Origin of the sequence: Flavobacterium sp. MEB061 (genome assembly GCF_000834715.1) — a bacterium.
GTDB classification, from domain to species: Bacteria; Bacteroidota; Bacteroidia; order Flavobacteriales; family Flavobacteriaceae; genus Flavobacterium; species Flavobacterium pectinovorum.
In genome coordinates this window covers 1-26,002 of the sequence record NZ_JXQR01000030.1, presented here as the reverse complement: position 1 = coordinate 26,002, position 26,002 = coordinate 1, and the positions used below count along the sequence as shown (strand labels likewise).

General features: G+C 34.3%; 22 protein-coding genes. 10 read left to right on the top strand and 12 right to left on the bottom strand.

The features are described 5' to 3' along the window. Positions 1 to 391: 391 nt before the first annotated feature. The 3 genes from RT99_RS15145 to RT99_RS15135 are packed head-to-tail and all read right to left on the bottom strand — an operon-like array spanning position 392 to position 6,147. A complete protein-coding gene (locus RT99_RS15145; protein ID WP_042565604.1) occupies positions 392 to 1,477 on the bottom strand; it encodes an efflux RND transporter periplasmic adaptor subunit in 1,086 nt (361 codons plus the stop codon). Continuing rightward, positions 1,467 to 4,751, bottom strand: coding sequence for an efflux RND transporter permease subunit (locus RT99_RS15140; protein WP_042565603.1), 3,285 nt, complete (start codon positions 4,749 to 4,751; stop codon positions 1,467 to 1,469). The genes RT99_RS15145 and RT99_RS15140 overlap by 11 nt, the downstream gene beginning before the upstream one ends. Before the next feature lie 10 nt (positions 4,752 to 4,761). After that, a complete protein-coding gene (locus RT99_RS15135; RefSeq protein WP_042565602.1) occupies positions 4,762 to 6,147 on the bottom strand; it encodes a TolC family protein in 1,386 nt (461 codons plus the stop codon). Positions 6,148 to 6,312: 165 nt separating this feature from the next. Between RT99_RS15135 and RT99_RS15130 the strand changes: the two genes are divergently transcribed. From RT99_RS15130 to RT99_RS15110, 5 genes are all read left to right on the top strand, one after another. Continuing rightward, positions 6,313 to 7,353 (top strand): sensor histidine kinase, encoded by a 1,041-nt coding sequence (locus RT99_RS15130; RefSeq protein WP_042565601.1) that lies wholly within the window; start codon positions 6,313 to 6,315, stop codon positions 7,351 to 7,353. Further along, positions 7,350 to 8,048, top strand: coding sequence for a LytTR family DNA-binding domain-containing protein (locus RT99_RS15125; protein ID WP_042565600.1), 699 nt, complete (start codon positions 7,350 to 7,352; stop codon positions 8,046 to 8,048). Before RT99_RS15130 ends, RT99_RS15125 begins: the two co-directional genes overlap by 4 nt. A gap of 86 nt (positions 8,049 to 8,134) precedes the next feature. Further along, the gene (locus tag RT99_RS15120; protein WP_042565599.1) at positions 8,135 to 8,608 is read left to right on the top strand and encodes a PepSY-like domain-containing protein; all 474 of its coding nucleotides are present in this window, start codon (positions 8,135 to 8,137) and stop codon (positions 8,606 to 8,608) included. A gap of 98 nt (positions 8,609 to 8,706) precedes the next feature. Further along, on the top strand, positions 8,707 to 9,147 hold the full coding sequence (locus tag RT99_RS15115; protein ID WP_042565598.1) for a hypothetical protein: 441 nt from the start codon (positions 8,707 to 8,709) through the stop codon (positions 9,145 to 9,147). Between the two features lie 220 nt (positions 9,148 to 9,367). Continuing rightward, positions 9,368 to 9,838, top strand: coding sequence for a hypothetical protein (locus tag RT99_RS15110; RefSeq protein ID WP_042565597.1), 471 nt, complete (start codon positions 9,368 to 9,370; stop codon positions 9,836 to 9,838). 78 nt (positions 9,839 to 9,916) lie between these two features. Here RT99_RS15110 and RT99_RS15105 read toward each other — a convergent pair whose 3' ends face one another. The 9 genes from RT99_RS15105 to RT99_RS15065 form a co-directional block, all read right to left on the bottom strand. Continuing rightward, positions 9,917 to 10,681, bottom strand: a complete 765-nt coding sequence (locus RT99_RS15105; RefSeq protein WP_042565596.1) for an SDR family NAD(P)-dependent oxidoreductase — start codon at positions 10,679 to 10,681, stop codon at positions 9,917 to 9,919. A 236-nt stretch (positions 10,682 to 10,917) separates the two neighbouring features. Then, positions 10,918 to 11,643, bottom strand: a complete 726-nt coding sequence (locus tag RT99_RS15100) for an SDR family oxidoreductase (protein ID WP_042565595.1) — start codon at positions 11,641 to 11,643, stop codon at positions 10,918 to 10,920. A gap of 411 nt (positions 11,644 to 12,054) precedes the next feature. Continuing rightward, positions 12,055 to 12,978, bottom strand: coding sequence for an AraC family transcriptional regulator (locus RT99_RS15095; protein WP_042565594.1), 924 nt, complete (start codon positions 12,976 to 12,978; stop codon positions 12,055 to 12,057). Positions 12,979 to 13,294: 316 nt separating this feature from the next. Beyond that, positions 13,295 to 13,855, bottom strand: a complete 561-nt coding sequence (locus RT99_RS15090) for a 2'-5' RNA ligase family protein (protein ID WP_042565593.1) — start codon at positions 13,853 to 13,855, stop codon at positions 13,295 to 13,297. A gap of 141 nt (positions 13,856 to 13,996) precedes the next feature. Next, a complete protein-coding gene (locus RT99_RS15085; protein WP_042565592.1) occupies positions 13,997 to 15,364 on the bottom strand; it encodes an alginate export family protein in 1,368 nt (455 codons plus the stop codon). Between the two features lie 3 nt (positions 15,365 to 15,367). Further along, the gene (locus RT99_RS15080) at positions 15,368 to 17,152 is read right to left on the bottom strand and encodes an amidohydrolase (protein ID WP_042565591.1); all 1,785 of its coding nucleotides are present in this window, start codon (positions 17,150 to 17,152) and stop codon (positions 15,368 to 15,370) included. Between the two features lie 235 nt (positions 17,153 to 17,387). Further along, entirely contained in the window at positions 17,388 to 18,077 is a 690-nt protein-coding gene (locus RT99_RS15075) for a hydrolase (protein WP_042565590.1), read from the bottom strand. Between the two features lie 228 nt (positions 18,078 to 18,305). Further along, on the bottom strand, positions 18,306 to 18,620 hold the full coding sequence (locus RT99_RS15070) for a hypothetical protein (RefSeq protein WP_042565589.1): 315 nt from the start codon (positions 18,618 to 18,620) through the stop codon (positions 18,306 to 18,308). Between the two features lie 1,119 nt (positions 18,621 to 19,739). Then, positions 19,740 to 20,684: an alpha/beta hydrolase gene (locus tag RT99_RS15065; protein WP_242607214.1), complete on the bottom strand. Its 945-nt coding sequence runs from the start codon at positions 20,682 to 20,684 to the stop codon at positions 19,740 to 19,742. 455 nt (positions 20,685 to 21,139) lie between these two features. Between RT99_RS15065 and RT99_RS15060 the strand changes: the two genes are divergently transcribed. The 5 genes from RT99_RS15060 to RT99_RS15040 form a co-directional block, all read left to right on the top strand. After that, positions 21,140 to 22,585 (top strand): MFS transporter, encoded by a 1,446-nt coding sequence (locus RT99_RS15060; protein WP_042565588.1) that lies wholly within the window; start codon positions 21,140 to 21,142, stop codon positions 22,583 to 22,585. Between the two features lie 61 nt (positions 22,586 to 22,646). Further along, the gene (locus tag RT99_RS15055; protein WP_042565587.1) at positions 22,647 to 23,963 is read left to right on the top strand and encodes an MFS transporter; all 1,317 of its coding nucleotides are present in this window, start codon (positions 22,647 to 22,649) and stop codon (positions 23,961 to 23,963) included. Positions 23,964 to 24,051: 88 nt separating this feature from the next. After that, the gene (gene kduI / locus RT99_RS15050; RefSeq protein ID WP_082036969.1) at positions 24,052 to 24,888 is read left to right on the top strand and encodes a 5-dehydro-4-deoxy-D-glucuronate isomerase; all 837 of its coding nucleotides are present in this window, start codon (positions 24,052 to 24,054) and stop codon (positions 24,886 to 24,888) included. A gap of 4 nt (positions 24,889 to 24,892) precedes the next feature. Further along, positions 24,893 to 25,684, top strand: a complete 792-nt coding sequence (locus RT99_RS15045) for a gluconate 5-dehydrogenase (protein WP_042565585.1) — start codon at positions 24,893 to 24,895, stop codon at positions 25,682 to 25,684. A 23-nt stretch (positions 25,685 to 25,707) separates the two neighbouring features. Next, on the top strand, positions 25,708 to 26,002 hold a 295-nt coding region (locus tag RT99_RS15040), incomplete at its 3' end, for a glucuronate isomerase (protein ID WP_042565584.1).

The following is a 26,002-nucleotide window of genomic DNA, read 5'->3' as shown; positions in this document are numbered from 1 at the left end:
CCCCTAGCCCCGATGGGAGGGAAAATCCTTTTGTGGTGGGGTTCACCACAAAAGATTGGAAGGAACAGCGGGAAATAGCTCCTGAAAATGTAAAATGCTAATTTTCAATATTTGACGAGCTTGTATTGTGATTTCTCGTTCCTCGAAATGAACAAAAATGAGAATACTTTCCGCACTTAACTCAAAAGTATAAAATAAAAAACTTCAGCGAATCTCCGCGCTACCTTTGCGAATCTCTGCGAAACAACAAAACAAAAAAAAGGGCAGCACTCTATAAAAGTGCTGCCCTCAAGGCAAATAGATTTGCATATTAAACCATTTCTGATTTAAAATGCCGCATTAAATAATTGCGTACAGTTTTTGGTAAACTACTAAGAAAGCTAAACGCAGGTTATTCGTTTATAATATCGCCTTCCTTAGTTTCTTCGCTGGCAATTTTTACCAGTTTATCTTTACGGTCCAAATCACCAAATATTTCAATTTTATCGTCGATTTCTCTTCCTTTTTTCACTTCAACTCTTGTTGCTTTGTGGTTCAGAACTTTGATTACATACAAACCTTCAGAAGAACTCACCAAAGCCGATTTTGGAATTACAAATGTGCTGTCTTTTGCGTTAAGCGGTAACAAAACTTCGGCCACCATTCCCGGTAAAAGATCTTTTTTGGTATTGATAACATCCATTTCAACACGCTCAGAACGTAGTTTTAAATCTAAAGCTCCGGACATTCTTGTAATTTTAGCTTTAAAATTTTCAGGCAATGATTTTACATTAAAAGTCATTTCGTCACCAGCGTGTAAATATCCTGTGTAAAGTTCCGGAACTGAAACCGCCAAACGCAATTTATCCTGCTGCTGAATCGTCAATAAAGGCAAATCTGAACCTTTTCCGGCTGGACCAACAAACGTTCCTAAATTCACGTTTCTTGCTGCTGCAACACCATCAAACGGAGCACGAATTTCAAGATAACCTCTCATAATCGAAACTTCTTTATGAGCCGCAATTGCCGCCTGATATTGTGCGTAATCAGAGTTTTTCTTTCCACTTGCCATTTCTAAATCATTTTTAGAAATCGTTCCTTCCACTTTGCTGGTTTCATACAAACGGTTGTAGGTACTTTTGCTTGTGGTGTAAATGGCTTCCATCGATTTCAGTCTTGATTCGGCTGCAGCCAATTGAGAGCTGATTTCCGGCGCTTCCAAAACAATTAAAAGCTGTCCTTTTTTTACTTTGGTACCAATATCTACTTTTAGCAATTTTACGAAACTGCTTACTTTTGCATATAAATCAACTTGTTGAAAACCCGTTAATTCGGCTGGTAAACGCAATTCGGTCGTTAGTTTTTCTTTCTCTAAAAGAAATGTTTCTGTTTTAGGTTCGATTTCTGCCGTAACAGTTTCTTCTTTTTTAGAATTACAACTGTTAAGGAAAAATAGTGCTGCAAAAAACAGCGCGCTAAATTGTATTTTATTTTTCATTTTTAGGTTTTAATGATGAGATATAATGGATGCTTTCTTCGTCTTCAGGATCTAAAGAAACAGATTGTGTTGTTGTTTTTTCTTGTGCCCATGCAAAGATAAGTGGCAGGATTAGTAATACGGCAAAAGTCGAAAATAATAACCCGCCAATTACGGCTCTACCCAAAGGTGAAACCTGATCGCCTCCTTCGCCATGACCAATTGCCATTGGCAACATTCCAGCAATCATCGCAACCGAAGTCATGATAATCGGACGAAGACGCAACGCAGCAGCTTCTCGCGCAGATTCTAAGGCATTTCCATTTTTCTTGCGCAATTGTTCAGCATTGGTGACCAGTAAAACGGCATTGGCAATCGAAACCCCAACCGACATGATGATTCCCATATACGATTGTAAGTTTAACGTTGAACCCGTAATCGTTAGCATTAATAAAGCTCCTAAAACTACCGCCGGAACTGTGGTTAAAATAACCAATGAAACCTTGAACGATTGAAAATTAGCGGCTAACATTAAGAAGATTACAAAAATGGCAACCAATAATCCAACCTGTAAACTGCTTAATGTTTCGCTCAATACTTTACTTAATCCAATTGGAGTTATGAACAAACCACGCGGCAATTCTCCTAATGAACTAATTGTTGCATCCACATCTTTTACTGCCGTACCTAAATCGGTCTGGCTAATGTTGGCTGTAACGGTAATGTATGGCATAGCCCCTAAATTGTCATTTTCACCGCTTACATAAGCAGGTGTAATTTTGGCAACGTCACTTAAAACCGGACGAAGCGAATTTTTTAATACCGGAATTTCTCCAATATCTGTTTTACTTTTCATTTTGTTCAAAGGCACTTGCACCTGAACATTGTATGATAATCCGGCTCTTTCGTCGACCCAGGTATTTTTCTCTGTGTATCTTGATGATGAGGTCGAAGCCACTAATGATCGTGATATGTCGTTCATGTCAACGCCTAGTTCGGCTGCACGAGTTCTGTCAATATCAATATTCATTGCAGGATAATGAATTGGCTGACCAATTTGTACGTCTCTGAAATAAGAGATTTTTTTCAGTTTCTCTACAATCTGATTGGCGTATAACTCATTTCGTTTTTTATCTTTTCCGGCAATACGAACTTCAATTGGAGTAGGAGATCCCTGGCTCAAAACTTTATCCGTCAATTCGATTGGTTCAAAAGAAAGCTTCACATCCGGAAGTACTTTTTTAATTCGTGCTCTAAAATCGTCTTTAAAGTCATCCATATCCACGTGATATTCTTTTAAACTCACCTGGAAAACAGCTTCATGCGAACCTGCCATGAACAAATAAATTGGGTTAATTGAGAACAGCGACGGGTGTTGCCCCACATATACAGATGAAATTCCGATATGTTCTTTGCCCACCATTTTTTGTAATTCTTTCAAAACAATAATTGCTTTTTCTTCCGTACGTTCCAAACGGGTTCCGTCGGGGGCACGCATTCTTAACTGAAACTGACTTGAGTTTACTTTTGGGAAAACATCTTTTCCAATAAAAGTGATAAAAGTTACCGCAAGAAGTGTGGCGCTAACCAGATAAATTATACTTGTTGCTTTTTTATGAGGGAACAATCGATCTAAAGTTCTCATAAAACGAATTCTGAATCGCTCAAAAGCGCCAATTTTTCCGTTACTATCAGTATCGTCTCTTTCAACGTAAGCTTTTTTCTGAGTAATCAGATCTTTTTCAGACTCCGGAGTTAGACCGCAATCATTAAATTCTGCTTCATCATCTGTAATTTCAGGTCCATGTTCGTGTTTTGCATGACCTTTCATTAACCAGTTTGCCATAACAGGAACAAAAGTCTGAGAAAGTAAAAACGAAATAACCATTGAGAATCCAATTGCTAAAGCCAACGGCAGGAACAACGCTCCGGGAATACCAACCATGGTAAATGCCGGCGCAAATACCGCCAAAATACAAAGAAGGATCAATAATTTTGGCAATGCAATTTCCTGACAGGCATCCCAAATGGCGAGCGCCTTGGGTTTACCCATATCGAGATGCTGGTGAATATTTTCGATTGTTACGGTACTTTCATCCACCAAAATACCAATTGCAAGTGCCAATCCGCTTAAAGACATTAAGTTGATCGTTTGTCCGAATAATTTAAGGAATAAAACTCCTGAAATAATCGAAATTGGAATCGTCAAAATTACAATTAAAGCTGCACGTCTGTCTCCTAAGAATAATAAAACCATTAATCCGGTTAAGACCGCACCGATAATTCCCTCGGTAATTAAACTTTTAACCGAGTTGATTACATAAACCGACTGGTCAAATTCGTATGATAATTGTACGTCTTCAGGAAGTGTACTTTGAATTTTAGGCAATTCTGCTTTCAATTTCTGAACCACATCCCAGGTCGAAGCGTCTCCGGCTTTTGCAATACTAATGTAAACCGAACGTTTTCCGTTTACCAAAGCATAACCTGCCGTAATATCGGCACCGTCTTTTACGGTTGCAACATCACCTAATTTTAAGTTTTGAACGCTTCCTTTAAACAACGGAATATTTTCAAAATCTTTAACTTCTTTAATCGTATTATTTGTTGGCGTAATGTAGTTGATATCGCCCATCCTAACATTTCCTGAAGGAGCCGTTTGGTTGTTGATACGAATCGCTTCTACAATTTGATCCGGCGTCATATTATGCGAACGCAACAAATCAGGATCTACGTTAACCTCAATAGTTCTTGGGCTTCCGCCGAAAGGCGCCGGAGAAAGTAAACCCGGAATAGAAGTAAACGAAGCACGAACATAAACGTTGGCTAAATCCTGCAATTCATTATTGGATCTTATTTTACTGCTCAAAACCAATTGTCCAATTGGCAATGAAGAAGCATCAAAACGAATGATAAACGGAGGCTGGGTTCCCGGAGGAAATGCCGCCTGAATCCTGTTCGAAAGTGAACTTAATTCGGCTGCAGCCTGCGCCATATTTGTGTTTTCATAATAGGTTAATTTCATGATCATTAACCCCTGAATATTTTTGGTTTCAACCGATTTTACACCATTTGCAAAGGGTAAAATGTTGACGTAAGTTTTAGCAAAATAAGCTTCCATCTGGTCTGGCGTATAACCTCCAAAGGGATGCGCAATATAAATTACCGGCAAGTTCATTTTTGGCAGAATATCTACCTTAATGTCCTGTATGGCACCAATTCCGAAGAAAAATAGACCCGCAACCAATACTAATATGGAGATGGGTTTGCGGAGTGCGAAACGTATTAAATTCATTAGGCTCTAATTAAAATTCATTTATAAATAAGTCGAAATTGCCCGTAGCGGCTACTTTTAGCAAATACGATTGCCATACATTATTATTGACGATATCACGATCGATTTCGGCACGGTTTAAAGTGTACATAATTTGCGTTAAATCAGTCAAATCGGTCAAACCATTTTTGTATAAAGTCGATTTTTGCAAGTACGCTTTCTGGGCTGCATTTACCTGAATTGGCGCTTCGGCATAATTCTCCAGTGTAATTTTTATTTTATCATCGGCAAAATTCAATTGCGATTTTAATTCCCTGTCAGCCTGATTGTATTCTTCCTGCAAACCTTGCGAAACAAATTTCTGAGCGCTTACTTGTTTGCTCATTCTAAAAGGCGTTGTCAGGTTCCAGCTAATTCCAATTCCGACTAAATAATTCGAACGATCCGGATTTACACCATCCCAATAATTTCTTGTGTAAGCTGTTTGATCTGTTGCGTATGCAGAATCAAACCCTGAAGCTCGGGTTTGTAAAACACCAAAAGCCGTCATTGTTGGGTAATAAAATCGCTTGTATAATTTAACTTGCTGATTGCTGTAATCAATTCTCGTTTTATATAATTGTAATAACGGATGTAAGCTATCAGTTGATTTTTCTTCCATTAAAAGTGCTTTCGGGATATTGCTTACAAATAAAGTATCGGTAACAAAATCCTGAGGCGCAACGCCCATCAAATCAACCAGTTTATTGTTTTGTTCTTTTACGAAGTTCTTCGCCAAATTCAAAGCGATTTTAGCTTTTGAAACTTCGGCTGTAGCCAAAGTAGAATCGACTCCTGCCAATAATCCATTTTTAACACGTACAACGGCTGTTCTTTTAAAAACTTCGGCGCGATCTAAATTCTTTTGCTGCGAAATCAGTAATCGTTGGCTGGCCAGTAAATTAAGATAAGCCGCAGAAATTTTAATTTCCTGTTGAAACATTTCCTGTTTCAAATCGTTTTCTTTTGCTTTAAGATCAACTTTAGCCAGATTGATTCTTTCTTTTGCTTTTCCAAAAGTGAAAAAATCCCAGTTCATGTTGACTAAATACAAAGCACCAAAAGCAGAATTCCAGTTTTGATCTGGTAGGGCAGGTCCCGAAGAAGCTGTTCCTAAACCATTAAAACCGTATAAAGCTCCGTTTTGCCCGTTGATAGTTCCGTAATCTTGCTGGGCAGACAAGTTTAGATTAGGTAAATAATCGCGTTTAGATTGCTTGAGAGCCTCTCGCGAAGCGCTTGTGTAGTTGGTTTTTGCTTTTATCGAACCGTAATTTTCAAGACCCGTTTTAATGGCATCTTTTAAAGATAAGGTTTGTGAGTAACCGATTGATGCAAAAATCAAGAAAAATAATAAGGTAATTTTTTTGAAATACATAAAAGTTCGTGGTATCAAATTATAGAACAAAATTATTTGTCTTACGCTGATAAATGTCATCTTAAATGATGTACTGCACTAAAAAATGACAAATTCAATTCGTCATTTTTTGGAAAAAGAAATTAAATATTTGTCCGTACTTTGTAAACTATTTAAGTATTAAAAATGAATAAAAAATTTGATAACATATTGGACAACAAATGGTGGCAGGAAATTGCCGTTGTTGCCTTTTCATTTACAATCTATACGTTAAAAAATGACTGGATGTTATTTAGTTCTTTTACTTCCATATCTATGGGCATTTTTTTTTACTTCATTTTGTATATGCATGCCCAGTTTAACCGATTTTTCCTTCTTCCAATCTTATTCAAAACCCGCCGTCCGGTAACTTATATACTATTAACATTATTTGGAGTTTTCGTTTTTTCCATCGTTTTATATGAAATTATGATGCTCGAGATGTTTAGTAATTGCCGTTTGTATCAAAACTCGCATCAGCGAAGTTATGTTTATCAATTGGCAAGTGTATTGGGAACTTTGGTTTGTATTTTGAGTCCGATTATTGTGTTTAAATTCTACAGAATCCACAGAAAACAAACCGATGAAGCTTTGCTGTTTAATGAAATGCAGTTGAATTCTTTAAAAGGACAATTGAATCCTCATTTTTTATTCAATACCTTTAATACGCTTTACGGAATTAGTTTGGAATTTCCAGAAAGAACACCGGATTTGATTATGAAAGTCTCGCAATTGATGCGTTATCAGCTTGAAAGTAACAGTAAAAAATGTGTATCTCTCGAAGATGAACTGGAATTTATAAACAGTTATGTACAGCTTGAAAAAGAAAGAGTTGGATATCGTTGTGATATTACATACGATTGCAAAATCGACAACGAAAACGCCTATAAAGTTTCACCAATGTTATTAATCGCCTTTATAGAAAATGCTTTTAAGCACGGAACCTGCGCGATCGAAAAATGTTTTGTTCGAATCATTGTTACGGTCGAAAACGGTTTGCTGCATTTGCATGTTGTAAATTCGATTCCGGATAAAAAAACCGATGTAGTTTCGACTAAAATTGGATTAAAAAATACCATCGAACGTTTGAATTTGATTTATGGAAAAGACTATAAATTGAATATTCAGGACAATAAAAATACCTATATCGTAGATTTGAAATTGCAACTGAAAAAGTTTGTAGAATGAAAGAGCCAAAAAAATGTATAATTGTTGATGATGAGCCGGCTGCGCATTACGTTCTGGCGAATTATATCAAGCAAAATCCGCAATTAGAATTGGTTTTTCAGGGTTATAATGGCATTGAAGCAATGGATTATCTTCGTGAAAATAAAGTTGATTTGATGTTTTTGGACATAAATATGCCGGAAATTTCAGGAATGGAATTGCTAAAGATTATTCCAACACATCCTAAAACTATTTTAACAACAGCGTATTCTGAATTTGCTTTGGAAAGTTATGATTATGGCGTGATCGATTATTTATTGAAACCGATTTATTTTCCAAGATTTTTAAAAGCCGTTGATCGTTTTTTTGGAACAGAAAATATAAAAGCAAAAGAAGACGAAGTAATTGTCAATTCTGTAAGTGTAAAAGTAGATGGTTATTTTGTTGATATTGAGTTAGATCAGCTTTTGTTTGCACAGAGTTTTGGAAATTATGTGAAACTGCATACCACTAAACGAACGTATTTGGCGTCTATCACAACAAGTGAATTTGAAAAATGCCTTCCGGAGAAAAATTTCATGCGCATTCATAAATCATATATTGTTGCGCTCGATAAAATTGATGAAACTGAGAAGGATTTTGTTGTTATCAGAAAAGAAAAATTGCCAATTGGTATTACATATAAAAGAGAATTATCTGATCGGCTGAAGAAATAAAAGTTTCCAGATTTCATTTTAAATTCATTTAAAAGTAGTAGTTTTAGTACGTAATTTAAAGGTTGTTTAATTAAAGTATTGGAATCATGAAAAACATAATTTTTGCTTTCGCATGTTTTTGCAGCAGTTTTTTGATGGCACAAAATGGAATTATGCCCACGGGAGAAATTACTCCGCCTGAAAAAGTAAGGTTTAATTTTGAAAAACAATATCCCAATAAAGTGCCGGTTTGGTCAATAGAATATGTTGGCGATGATAATGATGAAATTAGATACGAAGCTAAATTTAATGCCGATAAAAATACGAAAGCACTTGCTGTTTATGATAATTTAGGATATTTAAAAGCTTATGAATTGCAGATTCCGTACAGTCAGCTGCCACAGAAAGCACAGTCTTACCTAAAGAAAAATTATCCTGCAAAAGCTATTCATGAAATTGCAGTTGTGGTTGACGATAAAAACAAAACAACATATGAGGTAGGTGTTGAAAATAACTCAAAATTTTATGATGTTATCTTCGATAAAAATGGTGGTTTTGATGTTAGTATTCAAAAAGATTAAAAATTTATAAAAATCTGAAAAGTTAATTTTTGTAAGAATTATACTTCATGTTATAAAAAGATGTAATTTTATTGCCAGAATAAAATCAATTTATAAACATGAAAAATTTTTACTTGGCCGCAGCTTTTTTAATTAGTAGTTTGGTAATGGGGCAAAAAAATGGTGTTTTACCACCTGCTAATGTAAAAATGGCATTTGAGAAACAATATCCAAACAAAGCGGCACTTTGGTCGATAGAACAGGGTGATCAGAAAGATGATATAAAATTTGAAGCAAAATTTAAGGAAACGGCGACAACTAAAGCATACGCCGTTTATGATGGCAAAGGAGTTTTTAAGGCTTACAAAACACAAATTCAGATAGATCAATTGCCTTTTAAAGCACAACTTTATCTTAAAAAAGAATATCCGGCAAAGCCTGCGAGGCAAATTTTACTTGTCATTGATGCTCAAAATAAAACAACATATAAAGTCGAAGGAAAAAATAATATCAAATTTTATGATGTTATTTTTAATAAAGAAGGAGAAGTTCAGATGTAAATCTAACATAAATTAAAGGTTGCTTACTAATTCAATTATATTGAAAAGACAAACCCGACAGATTTTTAAAATCCGTTGGGTTTTGTTTTATAAAAATATATGGAAGTCAATATCTGAAAATCAGTCAACAGATAAAATGTAAAAACTTATTTCCTTTTCATTAGGATAGTATTAGTTTTAATTATTTAATTTGTAGTCTTTAACTTATAATATGTATTAAATGAGAAACATTCTACTATTCGTGACTTTTTTATATTGTAATTTTTTAATAGCACAAGATGCTATTATAGTACCGCCGGAAAATGTAACGAAATCTTTTGAAAGTCAATATCCGAAAAAAACTGTTGTTTGGTCTATTGAGTATGGTAAAGATGAGGATGTTTATTTTGAGGGAGAGTTTACTGATGACAAAAAAAGTAAGGCAATTGTGCTTTATGATAGCAATGGAGTTTTCAAATCCTTAAAAACACAAACTGCAATTGTCAAATTGCCTTTAAAATCTCAAAATTATTTGAAGAAAAATTATCCGGATAAGGGAAAAGTCAAGTCTGTTGGTAAGATTTTTTATATGATTGATGATAAAAATAATGAAACGTACGTTGCAGTAGCAAAAAAAGATAAAAAACTGTACAATATTATCTTCGATAAAAATGGAGAATATGTTAAAAGAATAGAGATACACTTTCTGTAGAAATCAATTTGATTTTTAATAGCAAACCCGACAAGTTTTAAAACTTGCCGGGCTTAACCGATCGTGGACTTAGTTAAATTATAACATCATTCCGCCAGAAACTTCAATGCGTTGTGCATTTATCCAGCGTGCTTCTTCGCTACATAAAAAAGCAACGACTCCGCCAATATCTTCTGGTAAACCAACTCTTCCTAAGGCAGTAACTGAAGCAATTTGTTGGTTCATTTGTTCGTTATCACGAACAACTCCACCTCCAAAATCAGTTTCAATAGCGCCCGGAGCAACAACATTGGCTCTAATTTTTCTCGTACCTAATTCTTTTGCCTGATATTTTGTTAAAGTTTCGATTGCACCTTTCATTGAAGCATAAGCCGCGTAACCAGGAAATGAAAATCTTGCCAAACCGGTTGAAATATTTACAATTCCACCGCCATCATTCATTACGTTAAGTGCTTTTTGAGTCAGGAAAAATGGTCCTTTAAACTGAATATTAGTTAATTGATCAAATTCTGCTTCAGTTGTTCCAACGAAAGAATTATGAATTCCTATTCCGGCGTTGTTTACAAGAAAATCAAATTTATCAGTTTTAAAAATGTTTTTTAAAGTTACTGAAATATTTTCGAAAAAAGAATCAAAAGTTCCTGAATCGGCAACATTTAATTGAAGTGCCGCTGCATTTTGTCCTAAACTTTCGATTTCTTTTACAACTGCGTCAGCTTCTTCTTTTTTGCTGTTGTATGTAATGATTACATCGATTCCTTTTTTAGCAATTGCAATTGCCATATTTTTTCCTAAACCTCTGCTTCCGCCTGTTACTAAAGCGATTTTTGTATTTACTGCCATTTTGATAATGAATTAAGAATTAAAAATCTGCTGATCTGCTAAATCTGCGTGAAAAAAAATTGAACACATAGAAACATAGATTTTATTTTGAGTTAAAAACATTGTAAAAAGAAACTAGTTTCTAACACATAGTTTTAGCTAATCTATCTTTCTATGTTTGTTTTAATAAAATGAAATGCCTTTTTTTAGCGTTTACAATGTCTATGTTTCTATGTGTTTGAGTATTTGCGTTTTTATTAATTTGAATGCAATGCTTCAAAATGTGCTTTTAATTCCGGGACACTTGCGTTTAATCTTGTTTCGCTGGTTCCGAAAGTCAATTCGTTTTTGCCTTGTTTTAACTGCTCAAAAATAGAAACAATGAAATCAGCTACACTTGGATGCGCGTTGTGTAAACCAACTCCGCCAAGATCTGTATTTAATGCAGGCGGAATAATTTCGATTACTTCAATGTTTTTTGCTTTCAATAAATGACGAAGCGATAGGGTAAACGAACGGAAAAATGCTTTGGTTGCTGAATAAACCGGAACTTTTGCAAATGGTGAAAATGCCAATCCCGAAGTTACGTTCATAACTGTTGAAAGTGATTTTAAGTTGATGAAAAGCGAAGTTAAATGTAACGGAGCTTCTATATTAGTAGCAAGTTCATTTTTTGCACTTTCGAAGAAATTTGCGTCATCAACAGAAATCCAATTTTGAATTCCTGCATTATTTACCAAAACATTCAAATCGCTGTGGTTTTCAGAAATCCATTCATAAAGAGCAATTCGTTCTTTTTCGCTCGATAAATCACAAACTTTTGTAATTACGGTTGGAAATTTTGCTTTTACTTCATTTAAAACTGATTCTCTTCTTCCACAAATAATTACGGTGTTGTTTTCTTCAATAAATCTTTGTGTAAGTCCAAGTCCGATGCCGCTTGCGCCACCGGTTATTAAAATTTTGTTGTTTGATAATTCCATTTTTTCTGATCTTTAAATTAATAAGACAAAGGTAGGAGTGAAGTAGAAATGGGGAGTTGTAAATATCAAACCGATGTTTGCGAAATTCAAATCAAAGGAAAATTAAATTCCAATTTTTAAATTCCAAATTCCAATTTTAAAAATCCGGTTTAGTCATTGCGAGGTACGAAGCAATCTTACTCATATATCAACTAAAGTTTACAAGCGTGTAATTGAACGCGGATGACGCGGGTTCGCTTTGCGAAGACACGGATTATCGCGGATTTTTTTCTCAATTTGTGTCTTCCTGAGCGAAGTCGAAGGATCTCATGCTGAATCTATACAGTGTGTGCCCTTTGACTTCGCTCAGGAGGAGATGCGTTGTGATAACGATTTGACAACAATCTAAAATCTAAACTCTACAATCTAAAATTAGGTACGAAAAGCCAGAGGCGTAATGGTTGTTTGCTTTTTAAAGAAGTTAGAAAAATGTGCCAATTCTTCAAAACCAAGTGAATACGCAATTTCAGAAATGTTCCAATCCGTTTGTTTTAAAAGGATTTTGGCTTCGTTTGTTAATCGGTTACTGATTAATTCTGTGGTTGTTTTTCCTGTATTTTCTTTTAAAACCTTGTTTAAATGGTTGACATGAACGGATAATCTTTCTGCAAAATCTTTGGCAGTTCTTAGTTCTAATCGCTGATGCGGAGATTCTATCGGGAATTGTCTTTCTAATAATTCTGCAAATAATGAGGAGACTCTCGCTGCTGAATTATGCTTGGAATAAAGTGCTGTTATGGGTTGTAATTTTTGTCCGAAGTGAATTAATTCTGCAACATAATTTCGAATTAGATCGTATTTGTAAACATAATCAGAGTTGATTTCTTTTTGTATTTTATTGAAAATCAATTCGACTTCTAAAACTTCTTCATCTGTAAGCTGAAAAACAGGATATCCGTCTGAAGCAAAAATTGGAAGTTCATCGAGATCAATTCCGCTTTTATTTTTTGAAAGGAATTCACTCGTAAAAACACAAAATTGCCCGGCCTGATTGGTATCCTGCGGAACATAATTATATGGAATTTTGGGTGTAGCAAATAATAATCCCTGTTTTTCGATTTCGATTATTTTATCAGCATATTCGGATCTGTTTTTGCCCCGAATCAAACTTATTTTGTAATAAGCCCTTCTGTCATAAGGCATAAATGATTTTCCCTGCATTCTTTCCAAAAGTTCTTTGATGTCGAAAACATTAAAGTGACCGATTTCTTTTTTTATGTCGTTGGGTAATAAAGAATTTGGTTCAACGGTTGAACCTTCGGTAATATCCTGATAAAATGAATCCAGAGTTTTCATAAGGGTGAATTGTAAAATTCAAATATACGAAAAATATTTACAGGATGGTTTTTTGCCACGAAGGCACTAAGGCACAAAGTTTATTTTGTTGGGATTTTTGATTAAGAAAGAAGAATATCAAGAGATTTGAGGTTTTATAGGTATTTTAAATATAGCCCACGGTTTCAACCGTGGGAGACGTATTATTGAAATGTATTATGAAAATGTATTGTGAATGTATTGTGTATGTATTGCGCTCCAACGGTTGAAACCGTTGGCTATGTTTATATATTGTGTTTTTTTAATCTTTGTGCCTTAGCGCCTTTGTGTCAAAAACTTAAAACAAACTTCCCTGAATTAATTCCGGTTGTGAATTGCCATTAAAAGAAAAGGTATTAATAACAAAAAACTGTTTTTTTATAGGATCAAATTCTCGTAAAACAATTTCACAGCACAAAAAATCAATATTAATTGTGGTAAAAAGCTGTGTGGCTATTTTAAGATTTTCGGGAATTAATTTTCGACCAATAGACATATGTGGATCGTCGCTTTTTTTGAGTTTTAAAGGTTTTAAAGCTTCCTGAGTTTTTTTCATGATCGGCTTTAGATGATTGGCTGAATGTTCATTTGGTGCGATGAAAAAAGCGCCATTTACATAAGATCCAAAATGATCTAAATTTACCTGAAAAGGTGTAAACGTATCGCAAATCTTAAAAAGTTTTTGTTTGTATTTTTCGATTTGAGTTTCATCAATAGTAAATTCGCAAATTGTTATATGTGCGACTGAATTACAGCTGTTATACCAATCTATTTTGCTTTTTAAATAATCCTTCATCGTTTTGACAGCATCAATTACTTCTTGCGAAGGATAAATGGCAACCGAATATTTCTTTTCCATTTTGTGATTTGGTTTACACAAATTTAGAATTTAAATTGAGCCGTCAAAGCTGCATAAAAATAATCTTTGCGTATAGAACGGATTAATCCCGAAGCTTCGGGACGTCCCTACAATATAAATTGAATCTACGATCCTTTACAATCAGAACTTAAACTGCGCGGTCAAAGCTGCATAAAAATAATCTTTTCCTGTACCAACTTCTTTTAAGAATGAACCTGCATTAAACCAACCACTTTCTAATGTAAAAGACAGAAAATCATTGGCAGTATAATCTAAATTAGAGATGAATTGTGAGCCTATAAAACGTTCTGTCGTATTTTTTCCGGAATACAACAATTGCATATTTGGCGCATATAGGCCATCACTTATAGTTTGCCTCCAGAAAATATCACAATCAAATCCGAGACCTAATTTTTCAGTTAAAGTAAAATCAATCGAAGGATGAATATCAATTAAATTTGACGGACCAATAAGGGCAACTAATCCAAAATACGCACCTCTTGGATATAAGGGATTAAAGGTTTCCAAATGATTATCGTCTGAATTTTTATCTCCGGAAATAATTTCTGTTTTAAGTCCGATTTCGGGATTAAATTTTACTTCTGAAAAAGTATAACAGGCAAAAGAGGAAAGTGTCCAGGCCGAGATTGTTTTTTGATTTAGGGTTCCGAATTGGTATAATCCTTCAAAATCATATTTCCAGTTTCCTTTGTTTTTCCAGATTCTTGTTCCGATAGACTGACGATTTTCTTCGCCAACAGCATCATCAAAAACGGCTCTTTTTTTCCATAATCCTAAATAATAAAAATCGATATTCTGGATAAAAGGCACTTTATGAATTACTGTATAGCTTCCCCAGAATTGGGCATTTTCATTAAATCCATCGTTAAAAGTTCCCTGTTTATTGGCGATAGGATGTGTGTAAAATGCATCTGTTTGCCAATTGTTCTTTCTGTAAAATAATTTGACAGCATCAAAAGCAAGACGGCTGTTTGGACCTTCGCGAACTGCTATTAAACGCTGCGAACCATACGACATTTCCTGTCTTCCGGAACGTAATGTAAAACGTTCGTTTTCATTTTTAATAAAATCAATGTCCAGAAATGCCTGGTGAAAGTCCAGTTCGTTTTCATCAACCGGACTTGGATCAGTTTTACTGTTGGCTAGACTGCTTTGTAATTCTACGAAAGTCCTGAAAGCTCCTAAATGAATATCAGCATGAAGCAGATAACGTGAAAGTAAATAACCGTCGCCTTCATCAGAATCATCGCCCCATTTATCATTTATGGTATAAGTATATTGCAATCTTGCTTCACCGCCAATAGTAGCATAATAATTACTGTTTTGGCTTAGTGGGATATATTTAATTTTTTCGTACCAATCTCTGGTAGAATCTTTTAAATAAGTCAAATCATCGTCATATCGCAGCTTTTGAAAAACTGGTCTTTGCTGTGCATTTGCAGAAAAAAAGATTCCCAAAAGCAACAATAATCGGAATATAGTCTTCATAATTTAGTTTTTTTGATATCCTCCAAAATAGTTTACCGGGCTCCAATCCGGAATTGCTTTTAGAGTTGGTTGTGCAAATGTTCTAAAGTTATTATCGGCATACACTACTTTTCCGTTTACAACAGTAAGTTCTGATTCAACGTTTAAGATTTTTTCTTCCGGCGTGTTGAAATAATCGTCAGAAAGAATGGCGAAATCGGCCAGTTTATTTGCGGTAAGCATTCCGCGGTCTTTTTCTAAATTGATTAATTGCGCACTTCCGTAAGTAAATAATTTAAGAGCAGCAGTTCTGTCCTGAATATTTTCGTCGTTCATATATTTTAAACCGCCTAGAGTTTTTCCGGTTGTTAACCAATACAAACCAACCCATGGATTATAGCTGGCAACACGAGTTCCGTCGGTTCCCATTCCAACTTTGATTCCCATTTCAAGAATATTTTTTAGCGGAACGGTGTTTGCAGCAGCCGTTTTTCCATATCTTTTAATAAAACTTTCTCCCTGATAAGCCATTCTGTGCTGAATTGCCAAACCTCCGTTTAAAGCTTTAATACGTTTTAAATTTTCCAGAGAAACGGTTTCTCCGTGATCGAAAAACCATAAAAGTCCGTTCAGCGGCGTTTCTTTATCAATTTCTTCAATAACGTTTAAGAAACGTGTAATGCTTTCATTATAAGTTGCATGAATTCTAAAAGGCCATCTGTTTTTAACTAAAAGAGAAAGAACTGATTTTAGTTGACCTTCCATTGCAGGGCTTAATTCCGGTCTTGGTTTGTCAAAGTTTTCAAAATCTCCGGCACTCATTACCAGGTTTTCTCCGGCTCCCTGAGCGTGATATTCTACTTTATCTGTATCGTGATCGTCGCAGCCTTCGCCAATTTCAACTGTGCTTACCCATTTTGTATAATCGTTAAGTTCGCTTCCTGCTTTTTGGGCAAATAAATAATAAGGCATTCTAATGGTAAGATTACTGTCTTTGCATAATCCGTTTGTTACGCCATAATCGTCAGGGAAGTTTTGAAACCCGCCGCCTGCATCAATAATTGCCGTTACTCCAAGACGATTCATTTCGGTCATGAATTGTTTTGTTGAATTTATTTTTTCTTCCGGAGATAATTCAGGAAGTTTCGAAAGTGTCGAGTATAAAATAAACGCATTTGGCTCGGCAACCAATAATCCGGTTGGGTTTCCGCTGGCATCTTTTTCTACAAGTCCGCCATTTGGGTTTGGTGTATTTGCATCTATTTTTAAAGCTGTTAATCCGGCTTTATTAAGATAAGCATGCCCATACAAATGAAGAACAAAAGCAGGAACATCTCCGGTTGCCTCGTTTATTTCTTCAAGAGTTGGTAGTCTTTTTTCTTCAAATTGATAAGCATTCCACCCGCCAACAACACGAACCCATTGTCCTTTTGGAGTTCTTTGTGCCTGTTCTTTCAACATTGCCAAAGCTCTTTTTAAAGATCGAACTCCATCCCAGCGCAATTCGGTATTAAAGAATCTTCCACCACGAATAATATGCATATGAGAATCAAATATTCCCGGAATAATTACTTTTCCTTTTGCATCGATTACAGTGGTTTTTTTGTCTTTTAATTTTAAAATTTCACTGTTTTTTCCTGTTTTCAAAATTTTACCATCGGCTACAGCCATAGCTTCAACAATTGTATTTTTATCATCCAAAGTATGAATAACGGCATGATGAACGATAAGAGTGGTTTTTTTGCCTTGAGCGAAAATAGGCAGCGAAATGATTAGTAAAAAGGCTAGTATTTTGATATTCAGTTTCATAATAATGGTTTTTATTGGGTTTTGGGTAAAAAAAAAGCTGTGACTTAACACAGCCTTTCTTAGGTAGATTTTAATTAAAAATTTAGAATTAAAAATTAAAAATGTTTAGTGTAATGGTTTTCTGTGACGTTTTAAAATTTAAAAATCTATATTCTATATGTTTAAATTTTTTCACGGAGATTCGCAGATTTAGAGATTTTTAATTTTTAATTCCCAATTTTTAATTAAAAAAGAATTAGTGTTTTAGCATTTCGTGAGCGTATTGTACACCAACACCGTATGCACCACCGTATTTTTTAACAAGATCTGTAACGGCTACATAAGTTCCCTGACGTGCCCAGTCACGTTGTAATTCTAATAAATATTGTAATGAAGTTATTGGGTGAGCACCTGCCTGAACCATACGTGTTACAGCCATTTCGTGAGCTTCTTTAGAAACATCCCCACTTGCATCTGTAATAACATACACATCATAACCTTCGTTTATTGCTGATAATGTTGGTCCTACGATACAAACACTTGTCCATAATCCTCCAAAAACGATTTTCTTTTTACCTTTTTCCGTAATTGCTTTGTGAGCAGGAACATCTTCCCAGGTATTCATTGAAGTACGATCGATGTAGTTTGAAGTTTTTTGTGGATAAAATTCTTCGATTTCTTTAAAAACGGGTCCGCTGAATGATTTTTCGGCAACAGTTGTAACAATTGTTGGAACTTTGAAGATTTTTGAAGCACCTGCAACTAAAGCTGTGTTATTTCTAAGCTGATCAATTGGAATGTTGCTTACTGCAAATGCCATTTGGCTTTCATAATCAATAAGTACCAATGTATGGTTTGTTGGATCTAATAATGCCGGACTTGGTTTTTGTGCGAAACCTATAAAAGTTACAAATAATAAAGCTGCTGTTAAGATTAATTTTTTCATGATAATTAAATTTTGTTGTTGATAAATGGTTTTTTAAAAATTATTTTGCATTTGATTTTCAACGTCTTACATTCAAATGGAATGCCTTATTTTTAAAGCGTTGATTTTAAAAGGTTTTTCAAAAAAGGCAATAAAGATTTTAACGATATATCGTCAATTTAACATTGGATATTCGTGAATACGATATTTAAAGCTTTTAGTGAATTTTAAAAAGGAAATCTCTGGTACCTAAATTTTTCCTTTAAGATATAATCGGTGTTGTATTTCGGATTTTAATAAGCCGCTTCCACCACCAAAATGTTCAATTACTTCTACTTCTGGCTGATTTTTTAAACAAAAAGAAGTAAACTCTTTTTCGATATGATCTTCGATTCCGGAACTCAACAGAACAATATCGATTTTGTTGTTTAGAAAATATTTTTGAGCAATTTCTTCATCGTTGAAACTTACTCCATTCCAATTCTCATTTGCGTTTACAAGTCGAAGTAAAATTGGTAAGATTTCTTCGTTTTTTCCGAGTATTAAAAATTCTAATATTTTCATGATTCAGTAATTTATTTTACAAATGTAGGAGTTAAAAAGATTGTGATAACTTAATCTAGAACAAGAACTTAAATTTTTATTTTAATTGTTTTTTTTAAGAATTAAGATTATCAATTTTTCTAAGAACTACTAATTTATTTTACAAATGTATCAGTTAAAAAGAAAGTGATAACTTAACCTAGGACAAGAACTAATTTTTTGTTTTAATTGTCTTTTTTTAAGAATTAAGAATCATCAATTTTTCTAAGAACTACTAATTTATTTGACAAATGTAGCTGTTAAAAAGAGGGCGATAACTTAACCTAGGACAAGAACTAATTTTTTGTTTTTAATTTCTTTTTAAGGATTAAGAATCATCAATTTTTCTAAGAACTACAAATTATTTTGCAAATGTATAAGTGAAAGAGATTTTGATGACTTAACCTAGGACAAGAAAAAAATCTAAAATTTTTAATTGCTGATTTCTTAAGAATGAAAAATGTAGAATATTAATAAAGAAGATCTTAGCATCTTAGAACCTTAGCTACTTAGCAACTTCTTTCTAAAATAATGTTAGAATGAGGAAAGCCGTAAGCTATTTTAAAAAGTAGCTTGTAGCTTTGCGCCGTGAAAGTAAGGATAAGTGAGTTTTTGACTTTACAGATCTCTTACTTTTAAATTACAGGTTTTTTGGAAAAAACAATTTTAGTTAAACAAAATTTGACAAATCATTGATCGTGGTCGTTGTATCAATTTGAAAATAAATACAATACTGTCTAATTTTTATAGGGTTTTTAGATTGGCTACACGTTAGCTAAATTTAAAAACCCTTTTTTATTTAACCCAATAAAAGAATTCCGGTTAATTTTGATTTTTTGCGGAGAAAACAAGCTTTAAAACCTTTTTTAGTTTGAATTGTTTTTCAATTTCTTTCTTTGATTAAAAAAGGCAAAACTTTATGAGTTTTGCCTTTTTGTATTTACCACAAAGGATTAAAAAAAGATTTAATCCAGCTGAAATAATCAAAAATCTGCTTAATCTGCCAAATCTGCGTGCAAAAAAAGATACAGCTATTTATTTTATTTTAAGTGAATCGCCTTTTTTAATCATCTGAAATTTATGTGTTTAAATAAACGCGCGTTAATTCTTATATCCATTGCTTTTAAGCCATTCCTCACACGCTTTTGTCCAGAATTTGCTTGTATCATTTACGCCTAAACCAAAACCATGACCTCCTTTTTCATATAAATGTAACTCGGCTGTAACTCCATTTTTTTTAAGCGCCAAATAATAATTAATACTATTTTCTGGTAAAACAACATTATCATCCGTAGCATGTATTAAAAAAGCCGGTGGAGTTTGTGCAGTAACCCTTTTTTCATTAGAAAATGTATCAATATCCTGTTGTGAAGCGTTTTCTCCTAATAAACTAATTTGAGATCCTTTATGTGTAATATCATTTTCCATAGAAATTACAGGATAAATCAGGAGTGAAAAATCTGGTCGTGCACTTATTTTTGAACTAGTTTCATAAACCCTGTCATCATAATGAGTTGATAAAGTCGAAGCCAAATGTCCCCCGGCAGAAAATCCCATTACACCAATTTTATTCGGGTCAATATTCCATACGGCAGCATTTAGTCTTATCACTCGAATAGCTTCCTGCGCATCCTGTAATGGACCAACAGTTTTATTCGTCATAATTAAATTGTTAGGCAATCTGTATTTTAAAACAAAAGCAACAATTCCCTGAGCATTAAACCATTCAGCAACTTTAGTTCCCTCCTTATCAATGGCCAGATGCGTATATCCTCCGCCAGGAAAAATAACCACAGCCGTTTGGTTTTGTTTGATTCCTTTTGGTAAAAAAACACTTAAAGTAGGTATTGAAACCTGACTTGTGCTTTGTACTTTTCCATCTTTTATATCTTCTTTTTCTGTATAATCAGGAGCTTTAATTTCTTGTGGAATCACTTTCCAAAGAGGGATAACCTGATTTTGCGCTTGAGACAAATTTGTAATTCCCAAAATAAAAATCAGGCTTAAAAATGAGTTTTTTACGATAAAGGCTGTTAATTTTTTCAATGTGTAAAGTTTTTAATAGATTATTATAAGGTGTTAGTCAAATTTATATTTTTTTATTGATTAAAAGTGCTTAAGAACCCTTAAAAAGTATTATTTCTCTTTCGATAAGAATAGTTGTTATAAATTGATTTTGAAGTACCGATTTTAGTACTATTTTCACACGTAAATCGGATGAATTTCACATATACAGTTTTAACAAATATATTATTTAATGTGTAAATTTGAGTTCATTTTTTTATATGAAATGTTTATTTATACCATCAAAATAATTTTTTATATAATTTATTTGGAATATTAAGATTAAGAACTATATTTGTGCAATCGATTACATTATTTGAAATTTTATTGCACAAAGAGAAGTTATGTGGTTCAGGATCAATGCTTAACCAAAACTGCATTTGTGAGATTAAAAATTTTAAATTTATTAACATTACTAGCCTAACCATTACATTATTATGAATCAAATCAAAAAAAACACCGGAAAGTATCGCTGGAGTATTTGTGCACTATTATTTTTTGCAACAACTATCAATTATCTCGACAGACAAGTACTTTCTTTAACATGGAGTGATTTTATAGCTCCTGAATTTCATTGGACAAACAACGATTACGGGAATATCACAGCGCTATTCTCTATTTTTTATGCAGTTTCTCTTTTGTTTGCAGGAAGATTTGTGGATTGGTTAGATACTAAAAAAGGATTTCTTTGGGCTATTGGAATTTGGTCTATAGGTGCGTGTCTGCACGCATTTTGCGGAATTGCAACTTCAGGAATCATAACCGGAAACTGGTTTGTAGGTTTTGAAGGCGCTAAGGAAATCATTAAAAATGTTAACGATACCGGAATGGTCATCAACGTAAGTGTAAGCTTATTTATTTTTGCCCGTTTTATCCTTGCAATTGGTGAGGCAGGAAATTTTCCTGCCGCCATCAAAACAACTGCTGAATATTTTCCTAAAAAAGACAGAGCATTTTCTACCAGTATTTTTAACGCCGGTGCAACTGTTGGAGCTTTGGCAGCGCCAATTTCGATTCCGTTTATAGCAAAATCATTTGGTTGGGAGATGGCTTTTATAATTATTGGAGCACTTGGTTTTGTTTGGATGGGATTTTGGGTTTTTATGTATGATAAACCGGAGAGACACCCAAGAGTTAGCGCCGAAGAATTAGAATATATACAGCAAGATGATATTGCCGATGCTAAAATTGTAGGTTATATTCCTGAAACTACAACAAAAGTATCCTTTGTAGATTGTTTTAAATACAAACAGACCTGGGCTTTTGCCTTTGGTAAATTCATGACAGATGGCGTTTGGTGGTTCTTTTTGTTCTGGACACCGGCTTATTTAAGTTCTGTTTACGGAATGGATTCTACACAAGCCGCTTTACCATTGTTTGTGCTTTACATGATCACATTACTTTCTATTATTGGCGGTTGGTTACCAACTTATTTTGTAGAGAAAAAAGGAATGAATCCATACGAAGGAAGAATGAGAGCAATGTTAATTTTTGCCTTCTTTCCTTTATTAGCCTTAATTGCACAGCCTTTAGGATATATAACATATTGGATTCCTGTTATCATTATTGGTATTGCAGGAGCGGCACACCAATCATGGTCGGCTAATATTTTTACTACTGTTGGAGATATGTTTCCTAAAAAAGCAATTGCAACTATTACCGGAATTGGTGGTTTGGCAGGAGGTTTAGGTTCAACTTTAATTAATAAAGGATCAGGACTTTTATTTGATCACGCAAAAGAAACAGAAATGGTTTTTATGGGCTTTAAAGGAATTGAAGCCGGATATTTTATCATTTTCTCTATCTGCGCCGTTTGTTACTTAATTGGTTGGGTCGTAATGAAAGCGTTAGTACCAAAATACAGCCCGATCACAAATCTTTAAAATTACAATCTTTAAAAATTATATGCTATAGAATAACCAACTAACTAACCAACCAAAACCTATGAATGAAGCTAATAAGGCAATTGGAAAATATCGCTGGACAATATGCAGTTTAGTATTTTTTGCAACAACAGTCAATTATTTAGATCGAAATGTAATAAGTTACCTAAGACCTTTTTTAGCAGAAGCCTTTCATTGGACACCGGAACAGGAGGTTATAGATTATTCGAATATTGAATTAGCGTTTAAAATTGCCTATGCACTCGGAATGCTGGTTGCAGGTGGAATTATAGATAAACTAGGTACCAAAATTGGGTATGCAATTGCAACAGGTTTATGGAGTCTAGCAGCTATTGGCCATGCGCTTGCTACTGGAACAGGAGGTTTTTTAATTGCAAGAGTGTTTTTAGGAATTACAGAAGCAGGAAATTTTCCTGCCGCCATTAAAGCCACAGCCGAATGGTTTCCGCAGAAAGAAAGAGCTTTGGCAACAGGAATTTTTAATTCAGGAAGTAATATCGGAGCGATCATTGTGCCTTTATCAGTGCCTTTTATTGCAGAGAATTACGGATGGCAATGGGCTTTTATCCTAACCGGAATAATTGGTTTTGTATGGCTCGTATTATGGTTCATCTATTATGAAATTCCCGAAAAGCAAAAACGTTTATCGCAAGCAGAATTAGAATATATAAACTCAGATAAAGCTCTAATAGTTGAAGTTGAAGATACAGAAAAGGTTTCATGGTTTAAATTGCTTAGCTTTCGCCAGACTTGGGCTTTTGCCATTGGAAAATTATTGACCGATCCTGTTTGGTGGTTTTATTTGTTTTGGCTGCCCGATTTTTTAATGAAACAATACAAACTTTCTGCAACAGGAATTATCTGGCCATGTGCATTGGTTTACGTTATTGGAAGTATCGGAAGTATTGGAGGCGGATGGTTGCCGTTGAAACTAATAAATAAAGGATGGCCGGCTTATAAAGCGCGTAAAACCAGTATGCTAATTTATGCTTTTGCCGTTTTACCGGTTTTGTTTTCTCAGTATTTAGGAGCAATCAATATTTGGTGGGCGATTTTGGTAATTGGTTTAGCAGTGTCTGCACATCAGGCATGGAGTGCTAATATTTTTACAACTGTTTCAGATATGTTTCCAAAAAAGGCAACAGCTTCAGTTACAGGAATAGGAGGTATGTTCGGTGCCCTTGGCGGAATTTTACTAACTTTATTGATTCAAAAAAATATGTTCGTCTATTATACCAAATTAGGAAAAATCGAAACCGGATATTTTATTATGTTTTGCATCTGCGGAGCATCGTATTTGCTGGCCTGGCTGATTATGCATATTTTAGTTCCGAGGATGAAAAAAGTAGAAGTGTAAAATCAACACAAATAATTTTTCATTTGTATTATGATATTTGAAGATAAAAATATAATTTTGTGCAATCGATTACATTAAAATAAAAATTATGACAAAATATAGTTCAAGATACGCGTCAAGCCCAGAAGCTGTTAAACAATATGACACACAACAATTGAGAAATGAATTCTTAATTGATGATTTAATGCAGGAGAATGAAATTGTTTTAACGTACTCTCATTACGACCGCTATATTGCAGGTTCTGCAGTTCCTGTAAAAGATTTGACTCTTGAAACGATCGATCCGCTTAAAGCTGGATATTTTCTGGAAAGAAGAGAAATGGGAATCATAAATGTTGGCGGAAGCGGTTCTGTTTTGGTTGACGGAACATCTTATGAATTAGGTTTTAAAGATGCATTATACATTGGAAGCGGAAATAAAGAAGTGATTTTTAAAAGTGATGACAGCAAAAATCCGGCTAAATTTTATATTAATTCTGCTCCGGCACACACAACATATCCAACTGTAAAAGTAAGCTTGGAACAAGCAAATAAATTACAGCTTGGAACAATGGAAACGGCAAATCACCGTACGGTAAACCAAATGATTATTGGAAGTGTTGTAACAACGTGCCAATTACAAATGGGAATGACAGAGTTAAGACCTGGAAGCGTTTGGAACACCATGCCGGCCCACGTACACGATCGCAGAATGGAAGTTTATTTCTATTTGGATATTCCGGAAAATCAGGCGGTTTGTCATTTTATGGGACAGCCTCAGGAAACAAGACATATCTGGATGAACAATCATCAGGCAGTAATTTCTCCGCCTTGGTCAATTCACTCAGGTTCAGGAACTTCAAATTATACTTTTATTTGGGGAATGGCCGGTGAAAATTTAGATTACGGAGATATGGATGTTTGTAAAATCACTGATTTAAGATAAGAATATGACAAACTTATTTGATATAAAAGGAAAAGTTGCCCTTATCACAGGAAGTACACACGGACTGGGAATGGCAATGGCAAAAGGTTTAGGGCAGGCGGGAGCTACAATTGTAGTAAACGGAAATTCATCTCAACAAAAAATTGATGATGCTGTTGCTGAACTTAAAAGTGAAGGAATTAATGCAGTTGGTTATAAATTTAATGTAACCGAAGAACAGGAAGTTAAAGCTGCTGTTGCAAAAATTGAAAGCGAAGTTGGACCAATAGATATTTTGATTAATAACGCTGGAATCATCAAAAGAATTCCGCTTATTGATATGGAAGTTGCTGATTTTAAAGAAGTAATTGATATTGATTTGGTTTCTCCTTTTATCGTTTCTAAGCATGTTGCCAAAGGAATGATCGAAAGAAGACAAGGAAAAATCATTAATATTTGTTCAATGATGAGCGAATTGGGTCGTAATACAGTTGGTGCTTATGCTGCTGCAAAAGGCGGTTTAAAAATGCTGACTAAAAATATGGCAACTGAATGGGCAAAATACAATGTTCAAATCAACGGAATTGGACCGGGTTATTTTGCGACTGAACAAACAAAACCAATTAGAGTTGACGGACATCCGTTTAACGATTTTATCATTAGCAGAACTCCGGCTGCAAAATGGGGAGATCCAAGCGATTTAGCAGGAGCTGCAATTTTCTTATCTTCTAAAGCAAGCGATTTTGTAAACGGTCATATTTTATTTGTTGATGGCGGAATTTTAGCCACAATTGGTAAACCGTCAAACGAAGAATAATTCTCAATTATAATTAAAAAGACATGAGTGCTAAGACTTTCATAAACGATAATTTTTTACTTGAAAATAAATATGCTGAAGAGTTATATCACAATTACTCAAAAAATCAGCCAATTATAGATTACCACAATCACTTAAATCCGCAGTTTATTGCCGAAGACAAAATCTTTGACAACATTACGCAGGTTTGGATCAACGGAGATCACTACAAATGGCGTGCAATGCGTACATTAGGAATCAACGAACAATTTGTAACCGGAAATGGTTCTGATAAAGATAAATTCTTAAACTGGGGGAAAACCGTTCCCTACACGATGC

Bases quoted from the DNA above. Each gene is read 5' to 3' on its own strand.
- RT99_RS15145 (WP_042565604.1), bottom strand. From the start codon at position 1,477: ATGAAAAATAAAATACAATTTAGCGCGCTGTTTTTTGCAGCACTATTT.
- RT99_RS15140 (WP_042565603.1), bottom strand. From the start codon at position 4,751: ATGAATTTAATACGTTTCGCACTCCGCAAACCCATCTCCATATTAGTA.
- RT99_RS15135 (WP_042565602.1), bottom strand. From the start codon at position 6,147: ATGTATTTCAAAAAAATTACCTTATTATTTTTCTTGATTTTTGCATCA.
- RT99_RS15130 (WP_042565601.1), top strand. From the start codon at position 6,313: ATGAATAAAAAATTTGATAACATATTGGACAACAAATGGTGGCAGGAA.
- RT99_RS15125 (WP_042565600.1), top strand. From the start codon at position 7,350: ATGAAAGAGCCAAAAAAATGTATAATTGTTGATGATGAGCCGGCTGCG.
- RT99_RS15120 (WP_042565599.1), top strand. From the start codon at position 8,135: ATGAAAAACATAATTTTTGCTTTCGCATGTTTTTGCAGCAGTTTTTTG.
- RT99_RS15115 (WP_042565598.1), top strand. From the start codon at position 8,707: ATGAAAAATTTTTACTTGGCCGCAGCTTTTTTAATTAGTAGTTTGGTA.
- RT99_RS15110 (WP_042565597.1), top strand. From the start codon at position 9,368: ATGAGAAACATTCTACTATTCGTGACTTTTTTATATTGTAATTTTTTA.
- RT99_RS15105 (WP_042565596.1), bottom strand. From the start codon at position 10,681: ATGGCAGTAAATACAAAAATCGCTTTAGTAACAGGCGGAAGCAGAGGT.
- RT99_RS15100 (WP_042565595.1), bottom strand. From the start codon at position 11,643: ATGGAATTATCAAACAACAAAATTTTAATAACCGGTGGCGCAAGCGGC.
- RT99_RS15095 (WP_042565594.1), bottom strand. From the start codon at position 12,978: ATGAAAACTCTGGATTCATTTTATCAGGATATTACCGAAGGTTCAACC.
- RT99_RS15090 (WP_042565593.1), bottom strand. From the start codon at position 13,855: ATGGAAAAGAAATATTCGGTTGCCATTTATCCTTCGCAAGAAGTAATT.
- RT99_RS15085 (WP_042565592.1), bottom strand. From the start codon at position 15,364: ATGAAGACTATATTCCGATTATTGTTGCTTTTGGGAATCTTTTTTTCT.
- RT99_RS15080 (WP_042565591.1), bottom strand. From the start codon at position 17,152: ATGAAACTGAATATCAAAATACTAGCCTTTTTACTAATCATTTCGCTG.
- RT99_RS15075 (WP_042565590.1), bottom strand. From the start codon at position 18,077: ATGAAAAAATTAATCTTAACAGCAGCTTTATTATTTGTAACTTTTATA.
- RT99_RS15070 (WP_042565589.1), bottom strand. From the start codon at position 18,620: ATGAAAATATTAGAATTTTTAATACTCGGAAAAAACGAAGAAATCTTA.
- RT99_RS15060 (WP_042565588.1), top strand. From the start codon at position 21,140: ATGAATCAAATCAAAAAAAACACCGGAAAGTATCGCTGGAGTATTTGT.
- RT99_RS15055 (WP_042565587.1), top strand. From the start codon at position 22,647: ATGAATGAAGCTAATAAGGCAATTGGAAAATATCGCTGGACAATATGC.
- kduI (WP_082036969.1), top strand. From the start codon at position 24,052: ATGACAAAATATAGTTCAAGATACGCGTCAAGCCCAGAAGCTGTTAAA.
- RT99_RS15045 (WP_042565585.1), top strand. From the start codon at position 24,893: ATGACAAACTTATTTGATATAAAAGGAAAAGTTGCCCTTATCACAGGA.